Below are 12360 nucleotides of genomic sequence, written 5' to 3'. Positions count from 1 at the left end.
CGCTGGATCAATCCACCAGCTCGGCGTGATCGGCCAGGCGCAGCAGCGGGCGCGGCCCCTCGCTGCGCAGCAGCAGGCCAGCCCCGATCATGCGCTCGATCTCGGCCTCGATCGCGGCCCCGGTCATGTGGCCCAGCGCCGCATACTCGGCGCAGCGCTCGGGGCCGATCGGGCTGCCCGCCGCGCCCTTCAGCACCTTGGCCAGGCCCGATTTCCCCACCGCGAAGGGCATATGGCTCAGACAGCGGATGATCGTATTTTGGGCAAAATCTGGCCCGGCGGGCCGGGGCGGGCCATCGGCCACCACTAGGGTGCGGCTGCGGTAGGCCAGCCGCCCCGATGCCAGCAGCGCCGCCACCGCCCCGCGCACGGCGGCGAAGTCGGCCCCGGCCAGCTGGCCGTAGGCCGCGCAGGGCGGGTAGCCCGGCACGCCCAGCGCCACGCACACCAGCTCCTTCTCGCCCAGCTGGCCGGGCAGCTCGGCCACCGCCGCAAGCAGCGCCTGGGCCATGGTCGCCGGGGCCAGCGACAGCGCTGGGGCGCGGCGCGGCGCTGCCGAGGCCGGGCGGGCCGCACCATCGGGCGCGCACATGTCGCACGAGGAGCCACAGGCATCGAGCTGCTCGCCGAAGTGCTCGGCCAGCAGCCGATGGCGGCAGCGCGCCGAGCGGGCGTAGCTGGCGATCGCCTCGATCCGCTCGTTCTGTCGGGCCGCGTACTCCTGGAGCAGCGCATCCAGATCCGCGCCCACATCCGGCCCAGCGCGGCGCATCTCCAGCAGCACATCGCGGGCGGATGCGGCGTAGCGCAGCAGCCCCTGGCTGTGCCAGCCGATCACCATGCGCTCCAGCGCGTCGGGGGCCAGTCCCATGGCCTCGGCGCAGCCGATCAGGTCCACGCCCGTCTGGGCGAGATAGTCCAATCCAGCCACATCGGCAAAATCGCGCAGCTGGGCATCATCCAGCAGCTGATCGCGCAGCGTGATCGTGACCGAGCGCGGCAGGTCGAAGTGGCGCACCAGCAGGCCCACGCGCTCCAGCATACCCAGGGCCACGCGCATGCGCGTCTCGTCTTGCTCGCGCAGGTCGCGGCGCAGCTCATCGAGCGAGACCACGCCCCACAGCCCGCCGACCGCGCGGCGCAGCCAGCGGTAGATCTCGCGCAGGTACTCCTTGGTCAGCGCATCCTCGCGCAGCCAGCCGGTCAGCTGGCCCTTGTCGGTGGGGGCGTAGAGCAGCACGCAGCGCGCGGGCTGGCCATCGCGACCGGCGCGGCCAGCCTCTTGGTAGTAGGCCTCGATGCTCTGCGGCAGGTTGTAGTGGATAATCGCCCGCACGTCGGCCTTGTCCACGCCCATGCCGAAGGCCACCGTGGCCACCAGGATGCGCACCTCGCCGCTCATGAACTGATCCTGCACGGCGGAGCGGTCGGCGATCTGCGCGTGGTAGTGTGCCGCCGACTCGCCCTTCTGCCGCAGGTAGTGTGCCACCTCCTCGCAGCCCTCGCGCGAGCGCACGTACACCACCACCGGCCCCGCGATGGCGCGGCACAGGTCGAGCGTAGCCGCCAGCTTCTCGCTCTTGTTGGCCACCTGCACCACCTCGAAGCGCAGGTTCGGGCGAAACACCGAGGTGCGCACGGTGGCCAGGTCGCCTAGCTGGCCCTTGATCTCGTCCTCGGTCTCGGGGGTGGCCGTGGCCGTCAGGGCCAGCACCGGCGGGCCGCCCAGCGCCACCAGCGCGCGGCGGATAAACAGGTAGTCTGGCCGGAAGCTCATGCCCCACAGCGACACGCAGTGGGCCTCATCCACCACCACACGGGCCAGCCCCACGCGGCGCAGCGCCTCGACAAAGGTCTGCTGGCGCAGCCGCTCGGGCGCGACAAAGATCAGCTTGTAGCGGCCCTCGGCGATGCCGCGCAGCCGCGCGGCCACCTCGCCGCCCTCAAGCGAGCTGTTGATCGTGGTGGCGTGCTCGGCCAGGGCGGGCGGCAGATTGTCGATCTGGTCCTTCATCAGCGCGATCAGCGGCGAGATCACCAGGGTCGCGCCGTCCATCATCAGCGCGGGCAGCTGGTAGGTGAGCGACTTGCCCGCGCCGGTGGGCAGGATGCCCAGCACGTGCTCGCCCGCCAGCACCCGCCGGATAACCGTGGACTGGCCGGGGCGCAGCGAACCGAAGCCAAAGTGCTCGCGCAGCGAGGCCAGCGCGGCCTCGTCCACGCTGGCCTCGGCGTGGTGGGCCAGCAGCTCCACCTGGGGCGCTGGCTGCTCGGCGGGCGGCGCATCCAGGCCCAGCTCGGCGCGCAGCTTGCGCTCCTCGGCCTCGCGCCGCCGCGCCAGCTGGGCGTCCAGCTCGGCGGTAGCATGGGCATCGCCCAGCGCATGGGCGGCCTGCCGCAGCAGCTGCAGGTCGCGCACGGCGGGCGGCTCATCGGCCAGGCGAGCCACGCGGGCGGCCAGCAGCCGCCGCGCCTCGGCGGCATCGCCGCGCGCCAGGGCCAGCTCGGCCAGCGAGCGGGTGGGCAGCACGCCCTCGGGCAGCAGCGCGGCCATGCGGCCCAGGGCCGCCTCGGCCTCGGCGAAGCGGCCCTCGGCCCAGTGCAGCTCGGCGCGCTGCCGCCAGACCTGCGGGTCATCTGCGCCCTCGGGCAGCAGCGCGTGGGCCTGGGCGTACTCGCCCAGCGCGGCCAGCGCGCGCACACGGGCGGCGCGGCGGCTCTGGGTGGGGCCGCGCTCGGCGTCCAGCGCTTCCAGCAGCGGCAGCGCATCCGCCGCACGGCCCAGCTGGGTCAGCAGCGCGGCCCGCAGCTCGCGCAGCGTGGCCAGATCGGGCTGGGTGGTGCGCCAGTAGTCCACCGCAGCCAGCGCGGCCTGGGGCGCATCCCAGCGCACCAGATGCTCGATCAGGGCCTTGCGCCGCGCGCCGGTGATCTGCGCTAGGACATGATTGGGGATGGCGGTCAGGGGGTCAGGCGATGATGTCATACTCGTCCCTCGGCTCACGCTCGTATCTGGGCGTTATACCGAACATGCGTGCGCCGCGTTACGATGGCGGCTCGTAGTTCTCGGTCAGAAACCAGTTGTCGCCCACGCGGATGGTGGGGACCGTATTATCATCCCGCCCGATAATCCTGCTGAGCGGGGTCTCCTGCTCATCGATCAGGTAGCCGTTGCGCAGCACCTGCCAGTAGATGCTGCCCTTCTCCACCTGCACCAGCGCGTAGTCGCCGGTGTTCGACAGTTGGCGAAACGCGCCATAGCGGATCTCGATCTTGAACTCCTCGCCTGGCCCGACCTCCTCCTGCATCTGGCGGGCATAGGTGGCCAGCATGGTGGAAAGCGCGATCCGCTGATCCTCACGCTCTGCTGGCGCGAAGTAGTCAGATAGGATGGCCACCCAGCGCGAGCGAACCTCTTTATTCTGGATATCGGGATCTTTCAGAGTCTTGTCAAAATCCTCAAAAAAATTCTCCGTCACCCCCTCAGGGTTCACGCCGCCGCCGAAGGTGTGGGTATTCTCCTCGGGCGCGGCGGCGCACGATCCCAGCAGCGCACACAGCGCCAGCAGGCAGCACAGACGATAGAGCGAAAACCTCATCGAAGCCTCACCAGTGGTTCAAAAAGCCCAGCAGTGATCAGAACATGCTCATCTGCTGCGGCATGATCTGGCCAGGCTCCAGGCGGCCATCGGCCATGATATGCGCGACCGCGCAGCCCTGGCGGATAAGCGCGGGCGTCAGCAGCTTGTGGCGGTGGCAGCCGCGGTAGTCGGCCTCGCCACACATGAACGCGGTCGGCGCGCGCCGACCGAAGGCCATCAGCTGCCCCAGCGCACGATCAAACCCAGGCAACGCCAGGATCTTCTCGTAGTCGGCGCTGCCATCGGGCAGGCGAAGCCCAGCGTCCTGCGGCATGCCGCCCAGCGCCGCCCCCAGCCAGTGGTACGAGATACCCAGCGCGGGCAGCGCCTCGGCCAGCGCCTCGCGGTTGAACTGCGGGGTGTACTTGCTATAGGGCACGCTGCGCACGTCGCATACCGTCGCGATCTGGTGCATATCGAGCAGGGCCACAAGCTGCCCCAGATCGCCATTTGAGTGGCCAATTGAAAAAAGATCGATCCGCACATCCGTACTTTTTCGTGTACAATACCGACGGTGCCGAAGAGTATAGCATGTTTCTCCCCGCATCCCCCTCCATCCGGCCCGTCCACCTACCACGCCGCTCAACACCTAGCATATGGTGGTACCGCAGAGCTATTGTTGAAAGCAGATCGGGCTGATACCATCCCCTATGATATGAACAACCGCAGATCGCCCGCTTCTGCCCGAAACCACGCACTCCCGTTTTGGAATAAACTAAAGGACTGACCCATATGCAAGCAGCAACGCTACGCCGCTGGCTGATGTCGATCAGCGCCCTGATACTTCTGATCGGGGCCGCCGCGCCCGCGCAGGTGCCCCAGGCCCAGGCCGCATCCGATCGGCCGGTGATGGCCTTCTACTACCCATGGTATGAGCCAAGCGACTGGAGCTACGACCGCATGAGCGACGTGGCCGCGCCCAAGTACAGCGGCGGCGACGACGCGACCATCCGCCGCCACATCCAGCAGGCCGATGACGCCGGGATCGACGCGCTGATCTGCGCGTGGTTCGGGCCAGATGAAGACCGTATCAACAAACGCTGCCGCCGCCTGATGGACCTGATCGAGGAGAGCGGGCGCGACATCAAGGTCATCATCATGCCCGAACAGGCGGCGTGGGCCTCGCTCAACTCGGTGGATGCGCTCACCAGCGCCATCGGCGTGGTCCAGCGCGACTTCATGAGCCGCCCGAGCTACTTCAGCTTCCAGGGCAAGCCAGCGCTGTTCTTCTTCGGGCTCAACTCGCTGGGCGGGCCAGATACCTGGAAGACCCTGCGCGACCGCGCCGACAGCGGGCGCGGCCAGTACTGGTTTGGCGGCAGCGACAACTTCAGCTACCTCGATGCGTTCGACGCCGTCTACTACTTCGACATCACCTGGGAGCGCTCGCCGGGCGCGGCCATGAACTCGTACGGCGGCAGGCTGGCCAGCTACAACAGCAGCCACGGCCAGAGCCGCCCGTTCATCGCCACTGTGATGCCGGGCTACAACGACATCAAGGTGCGTAACGGCCACCAGCGCGACCGTGAGAACGGCAGCTACTACCGCGGCACCTGGCAGACCGCCATCGACAAAAACGCCGCCGCCGTGGTGCTGACCAGCTTCAACGAGTTCTTCGAGGGATCGCACATCGAGCCATCCGAGCAGTACGGCGACCTCTACCTACGGCTCACCAAAGAGCTGAGCGATAAGTTCCGCTCCCAGGTGGGCCAGGCCCCCGCGCCCACCGCCGCGCCCCAGCAGCCCGCCAACCAAAACTGCCGCAGCTTCCCTGAGACTGGCTTCAACGTCTGCGGGCGCATCCTAGAGTACTGGCAGCAGAACGGCGGCCTGCCCGTGTTCGGCTACCCGATCACCGGCCAGTACGAGGAGAGCGTTGAGGGCAAGGCCACCCAGGTGCAGTGGTTCGAGCGCAACCGGCTGGAGCTGCACCCCGAGAACGCCCGCCCCTACGATGTGCTGCTGGGGCGGCTGGGCGCGGCCAAACTTGGGGCCGAGGGCCGCGACTGGACGCAATTCGGCAAGGCCGACCCGAGCGCCGCGCACTACTTCGCCGACACCGGCCACGCCATCGCGCCGCAGTTCTGGGCCTACTGGTCTAGCCACGGGCTGGAGTTCGACGGGCGCGGCGGCAAAAGCTTCAACGAGAGCCTGGCCCTGTTCGGCATGCCGCTCTCCGAGGCGGTGATGGAGCAGAGCCCCACCGATGGGCAGACCTACCTGACCCAGCACTTCGAGCGCGCCCGCTTCGAGTACCACCCCGAGAACGAGGGCACCCCCTACGCCGTGCTGCTTGGCCTGCTTGGGCGCGAGCTGACCGGCAAGAAGTAATAGTGTAGCCATACACAGGGGCCATAGACAGTATGGCCCCTGCCCAACTAGCATATATCATGAAAGGATGAACTGTGAGACTGCCAACTAGCCACCGCAATCTCGCCATTGCAGCGCTCGCGGCCATGGTACTTGTGCTTCCCCAGGCAGCAGCCCAAGCCCAGCAGGAAACACCATCGGCCACGATCTCGGCCAACCAGGGCCAGGACTACGCCGCCACCGAGCTAGGCAACCCATGGGACATGGACAGCACGCTTGACATCGCCTACGAGTACACCCGCGACAACGGGCAGATCAGCAACCTGCGCTTCGAAAATGGCAAACTGAAGGGGACAACCGGCGGCGATGCCCGCGTGACGCTGTTGGTGCCCTCGCATAACAATGTCAACCCCGTGCGGCCAGAGGGCGGCTACCGACCGATTGACACCAGCAAATACCGCTACCTAACTATCAAGATGAATGTCAGCGCGACCTCGTACGCGAATGTCTACTGGCAGATCGGAACCAACGCCGAGTTCAACGGCTGGGTAGAGACCTCGGGGCAAGGCTTCAAGACCTTCAATGCGGGCACAAGCGTGATCACCTTTGACCTGGGAGCCAGCAGTAAATGGACGGGGTCGGTCCAGGGGCTGTACTTTGATCCGCATGCCTCCGCTGGGGTGGCCTTCGAGATCGACTATATCCGGCTCTCCACCCAGGCCCCGAGCGCTCCCGACAACAACATCCCGGTCTTCAACATCACCGCGCCCAGCTATATCAGCGGCCCCGACTATGCGGCAACCGAGCTGGGCAACCCTTGGGACATGAACGACAGCGCTGATGTTAGCTTCTTTGACAATATCACCAACGTATCATTCAACAATGGCGTGCTGAGTGGGACAAACACATCCGGTGACCCGCACATGCATCTGCACCTCGCTGGCCCAATCAACCCAAGCAAATATAAGTACCTAACATACCGATTTTCGGTCTCCGGCAATATCGACACCGTCAATGGCTCGGTTGCCCGCTTTATATGGTGGAGCGATATCCCCGAGCACAGCACCACATCCACCGATATCGTTGTCTACGAGGGCTACCACACTGTCTCATTCGACCTGAGGGCACTGAAGACGGAAAGCACCAACGGCAGCAATATCGCTTGGTCGCAAAGTAACCCTGTGGTGTTCCGCTTTGACCCCCATGAGTTCTCATCGGCGCGGCCATTTGGCATCGACTATATCATGCTCACCGGCGATAGCACGGCAAACGCCTCCTATGACATCCGCTATACCCTGAGCGACGCCGATGGCTCAACGCCGCAGGTCCAGTGGTACTATGTGGCGAGCCCTGTTGGGTCGAATCAGCCAAATGCCATCACCTGCAAGACCACGACGGTTGCCGCCGCAGGAGATAACAAGGTCTACCTACCCCTTGCGATCGGCAAAGTGCCCGCACCTGTGACTCCCAGCGGCAATACCTGCACCTGGAACACCAGCGGGGTAGCGGCAGGCACCTACTACATCTACGGCGTGGCCAACGATGGGACCGATTCGGTTGGCCGCTATAGCGCAACCCCCGTGCTCGTATCGCACTAGCCCACCCCCACCCCCCACCCACTAGGCCGCAGATCCCCGGAGCCAACACAGCTCCGGGGATTTTTGTTGGTGCGGTATCATCTTTTTGTCGCGTATGTGCAACCTCGCATGGGCAAAACCAGCATGCGATACAATAGCGCGGCGCATTACGGCACCAAGCATACGTGCTCGAATCTAAAGGTGATATCTTGAATACGGAAACCACTCAAGCTCATGACAGCGCACTTGTTACCAACGCCCGCGCCAAAATCAGCCATATTCTCTTGAATAACGCTATCGCCAAGCTCGCCATCCTCGCCCTATTAAGCGCAGTAGCAATCCTTCTGCTGTTTCTACGCATACGCACCAGGCTGACACCGCAAGATCTTGGGCTTGACCCCAGCTGGTTTCTGGAGCTTGAGAATCAGCTGCGGCAGGGCAATATCATGGGGCGCGACACCTATTTCACCTATGGGCCGCTCTCGCAGCTGATCATGTCGCTCGGCGTGCTGCTGCGCGGGAACTCCTCGGTAATCAACGGCTTTAGCACCGGCTATCTCATGTTCGAGATCACCGGCGTATTCCTGTTCAGCCTCGCGATCATGCTCGTGTCGCAGATCCGCTGGCACTGGGCGGCGCTGATCTTCTGCGTGGGCTTCTTGCTGGATGGGGTGCTGAACATGCGCCAGGCTATGGTGCTGTTCAGCATGGCGCTGCTGATCCGGGCGCTAGATGCGCCCCCATCGCGGCGGCGCTGGCAGAGCGCGCTGGCCGGTATCAGCTGCTTTATCGCCCAGCTGATGACCAGCGAGATCGGGGTCTACACGATCGTGGCCGCCTGCGGGTTGCTAGGGGTGCTCAGTGTGCTGGCGGCGCTGCCGCGCGCCCGCATCTTGCAGCACCTGCACCATTGGCAGGTGTATGCCAGCAGCCTAGCCATGTGCCTCGGCAGCTTTCTAACCCTGAATGGCATCCTAGAGGTTGTGTTCCAGATCAGCTCGCCAGCCTACCGGGCATTCGACTATGTGCGCTACACCGGGGCGATCATGACCGGCTACAACTATACGATGTCTACCCCCTGGTCACTGGGCGAAAAAGCCTCGCTCATGCTGCTGGTGCTGATCGTGTTCTGCGCACTGGCCGCCATGTGGATGCTGTGGCGCGCCCCACGCGCTCACGCCCACCTCATCCTTGGGCTTGGGGTCGCCGCCGCGCTGAACCTGAAGAGCACGCTGGTGCGCAGCGACACCGGACATATCATCATGGCGTGCTCGCCGCTGATCTTCTTTTTCCTTGTGCTTATCTGCCTGAGCAGCTGGCGCTCGCCGCTGCGCTACATGGGCCTGGCAATGCTGGCCGTGGTGCTGCTCTACTGGCCAAATGTGCAGGTGAGCACAGTGCAGCAGATCGGCCAGATCCTGAATGGCGATCTGAGCCTGCGCACCAAATGGCGCGAGGTCCACGAGCCTGCGGTGCAGCCCGAGTGGATCGCGCCAGAGCCGCTTCAGCAGGCGCTTGGCCCTGGCACGCAGGTCGTCAGCTTCCCCTACGATAATGTGATAGCTATGGCCAGCGGGCGCCGCTCGCTCGCGCCGATCCTCCAGACCTACTCGGCGCATACCGAGCTGCTGCAAGACCATTATGTCGATGTGATCCAGCGCCAGCAGGAATCGGTCGAGATCATCTATGGAATGGACGGGCGAAGTGTGGGTGGGGTCGACGGCGTGCAGAATATCTCGCGGGTGCCGCGGATCTTCCGGTACATCCTAGAGCATTTCGAGCTAAAAACGCCCGAGATCTACCGCAGCGGGTATATTGTGCTGCACCCGCGCACGCAGCCGAAGGCCCTGGGAGCGCGCCCGATTACCTTCCAGACCCAGATGACGCCGCAGGGGCAGACCTTCACACTCGCCGCGCCAGCCACCTGCCGCGTGCTCGACCTTGAGCTAGAGATGCACTACCCGATCACCGCTGCGATCGGCAAGCCGCGCGAGCTGGTGGCAACCGTGTACGATGGGGATGCCAAGGTGGTGCAGGGGAATCTGGTGGCGATAGAGCGCACGAGGCCCTTTCACACCTATCTCTACCTCGGCCAGCCCAAGGCGTTCTGGGAGCTCTTTAGCCCCACGACTGGCCCCGAGTCCGAGTCGACGTTCACCACCATCACGCTCAACCAGCCGCCAGCGAGCATCTTCGATGTGCAGGCTCAGGGGGTGGTCGTCCATAGCCTGAGCTGCGTCGGAATATAGCAAGGCTATAGAGGCAAGGGGCGGGGTAGCAAACAAGCGACCGTGCACCTGCCGCGCCACCGGCGCATCTACCTGCCGACGATGGGTACAACCACGTTCGCTCCCGTTGCCTGACGAAAACATCAGGCAACGGGCAGGCGGTTATGGTTCTTTAAAGCGCAGGCCATTTCTAACATAGGTGCAGATCCTGTTAAGCAAGGGTTTGCTGCATCTATGTTTCTTTCATCTCTCAGACGCTCATCGTTCGACCAGCGAGCTGCCAGAGCGATACCGCCGCTGCTGGTCCTAGGCGTGCTGCTCACACTGGCCGCGCTCGTTCAGCTTCACCAAGGCCCCTTCTCTCGGCTCTGGAGCACCATGGGCACGGTGCGCCCGGTCGGCATTGAAGGGGTGCATCTGCCCGAGCAGGACGCCGCTGGGCGCGCCTTCCGCTGGACCGATGGTGCTGCCATAGCTACCCTGCCAAACCTGGATGCACCCGCAGCCTACCTTGAGCTTGCGGGTGGTACACACGGGCCGCGGAGCGCAACCATCGCACTTTCGGATTATATGGTCACGGTGCCTGTGTATGAGACGCGCCACCGCTACTATATCGCCCTGCCGCCATCCGATAGCGAGCAGATCAAGCTCCGGATCTACTCCTCGCCATGGGACGAGTTCCTAGGCGGGAGGGAGATCGGCACCCAGCTGGGCGAGCTAGCGCTCGTATCCGCCGCCGTGCTGCCGAAGGCGCTGCTGCTGCACGCCATGCTGGCCGCCTGCATGATCTGCGGCAGCCTGTGGTACGCGACGCGGCGCATGGGGCTGGCGCTGGGCCTGGGCCTAGCGCTCGCGGCGGCTGGGGCGGCGTGGTATCGCCTGGATGGCTGGCAGCGCTGCAGCTATGGGACGGCCCTCTTTGTGCTGAGCGTGCTAGTCATGGCCATAGCGATGGTCACATGGCTGGCGCGATCGCTGGCGCAGCGCGCGCGAGCCAGGCGCGATCAGCGAGAGGGTGCTGCCGGGGTCGGGCTGCTGGTCGTGTCGCTGCTGATCGGCATCTGCTTCATCTACTGGCGGTCCTTCGGCGATGAGGGCGACACCATCGCGGCGGGCTACCTGCTGGCCCACGGGAAGCTGCTCTACCGCGATGTGTTCTCGCATCACTTCCCCTTCCCCTACTACTGGTCGGCCCTCCTGATCCGGCTGTTTGGCGACGATCTGCTGGTGCAGCGGCTGGCGATCGCGGCGCTGTTCTTCACAAATTTCGCCCTGCTGGCGCACATAACCGGACGCCCCATGCTCATGGGACTGACAGCGCTCTCCTGGGCGGTCATCGGCCACTTCTACTATGGCAATACTGCGATCTACGAGACGTTTACCGCGCTCGTGCTCCCATCGATCTTCATCATCACGCTGGGAATCAGCCTAGACTTTTTCCCGCTGACTAGAGCGTTATGCGCGCTGATAGCGCTCTACAGTGCGATAGCGCTGCTCTCCGATCCGCTCGCATGCTACCCCGTGCTGTGCTGCGGCGGCATGCTGCTGGCCCACCAGCCCACGCGCAAAGGGGCATGGCTGGTCGGGCTGCTGGCCGGGGCCTTGTTGGCGTGCTATGGGGGCTACCTGCTGGTGAGCAACACCTGGGGCAGCTTCTTCCACGACGCCATCTGGTTTAATTCGCACGTCTACAGCAGGTACACCAACACCGATGCGATCAAGCTGCCAACCCTGGGCGGGCTGCTCGCCTCGGGGCTGGGCATCTTCGATGGGCGCTGGTTCAACCTGAATCTGCTCGCTCCTGTCGCCGAGTACACCACTATGTTCGATCAGCGCATCGACAGCGGTTTTTTCTACCGCGCCGCCATCCTCGTCGCCACGGGCCAAATGCTGGCGCGCGGCAGGTGGAAGGCGGCCCTATTCTGCTATATCTACGGCGCGGCGCTGATGATCCGCAGCCTAGAGGGCCTGTATGTGGCCGCGCTCGTCATCGTGGCCTGCTTCCTGGGCTTTGGGGCGCTGTTGCGCGAGTGGGAGCGTGGGGTGGGGGCGGGCCGGGCTAGCAGCGCAATGCGGTATCTGGGCTACGCCGTGATCGCCCCGCTGCTAGCGATCCTGCTCATCCGCTCAAGCCTCTTCGCCATCACCAACTACCAGACCGCATTCTATGAGCATAGCTTTGGGATGCTGGAGGATGAGGCCAGCAGGCTGCGTGGCCTGACATGTGGGCAGGAGGCGACGCTGCTCTACTACCCCGGCGAGCCGCTGCTGCACGTGTACTCGGGCATGGCCCCGGCGGCGCGCTATACCTTCCTCTACCCTTGGGTCGCCGACATCGCGGCGGATGAGGTGGAAGCTGCGCTGCGCACCAGCCCGGCGGTGGTCTACCTCTCCATGAGCGGCTCGGTCTGGGGCTACCCCAACGACCAATACCTCGGCCCGCTCTACGAGTTCCTCAAAGCGCACTATCTGCAGATCGATAGCGAGACCTTTGTGTCGCCCCAGATCGTAGACAAATGCCACAGCTTGCAGGCTGGCGTGCTGCCATAAGCCCACCTCGCTAGCGCGGCGCAGGCAGCGCCAAGAGCGGCAGCGCGCCGCCTG

6 protein-coding genes and 1 pseudogene are annotated in these 12360 nt (G+C 64.9%); 4 read left to right on the top strand and 3 right to left on the bottom strand.

Translation table 11 applies throughout. The features are described 5' to 3' along the window. Positions 1-583: 583 nt before the first annotated feature. The 3 genes and pseudogenes from F8S13_14140 to F8S13_14130 all read right to left on the bottom strand — a co-directional run bounded on the left by F8S13_14140 (position 584) and on the right by F8S13_14130 (position 4188). A pseudogene (locus F8S13_14140) lies at positions 584-2554 on the bottom strand (RecQ family ATP-dependent DNA helicase). A gap of 490 nt (positions 2555-3044) precedes the next feature. Further along, entirely contained in the window at positions 3045-3599 is a 555-nt protein-coding gene (locus F8S13_14135; GenBank protein KAB8142690.1) for a hypothetical protein, read from the bottom strand. 37 nt (positions 3600-3636) lie between these two features. Continuing rightward, a complete protein-coding gene (locus tag F8S13_14130; protein ID KAB8142689.1) occupies positions 3637-4188 on the bottom strand; it encodes a DUF488 domain-containing protein in 552 nt (183 codons plus the stop codon). A gap of 185 nt (positions 4189-4373) precedes the next feature. Here F8S13_14130 and F8S13_14125 point away from each other — a divergent pair, with 185 nt between their 5' ends. From F8S13_14125 to F8S13_14110, 4 genes are all read left to right on the top strand, one after another. Continuing rightward, positions 4374-5972 carry a hypothetical protein gene (locus F8S13_14125; GenBank protein ID KAB8142688.1) on the top strand — a complete coding sequence of 533 codons (1599 nt, stop codon included), beginning with the start codon at positions 4374-4376 and terminating at the stop codon, positions 5970-5972. 74 nt (positions 5973-6046) lie between these two features. Beyond that, positions 6047-7549: a hypothetical protein gene (locus F8S13_14120; protein KAB8142687.1), complete on the top strand. Its 1503-nt coding sequence runs from the start codon at positions 6047-6049 to the stop codon at positions 7547-7549. A gap of 425 nt (positions 7550-7974) precedes the next feature. Further along, a complete protein-coding gene (locus tag F8S13_14115; protein ID KAB8142686.1) occupies positions 7975-9777 on the top strand; it encodes a hypothetical protein in 1803 nt (600 codons plus the stop codon). Positions 9778-9990: 213 nt separating this feature from the next. Continuing rightward, complete coding sequence (locus F8S13_14110; GenBank protein KAB8142685.1) at positions 9991-12306, top strand: hypothetical protein; 2316 nt, start codon at positions 9991-9993, stop codon at positions 12304-12306. Positions 12307-12360: the final 54 nt, after the last annotated feature.

It is taken from the genome of Chloroflexia bacterium SDU3-3 (assembly GCA_009268125.1).
Classification (GTDB): domain Bacteria; phylum Chloroflexota; class Chloroflexia; order Chloroflexales; family Roseiflexaceae; genus SDU3-3.
Note: the sequence above shows the minus strand (reverse complement) of the source record. Positions and strands in the feature narration are given on the sequence as shown.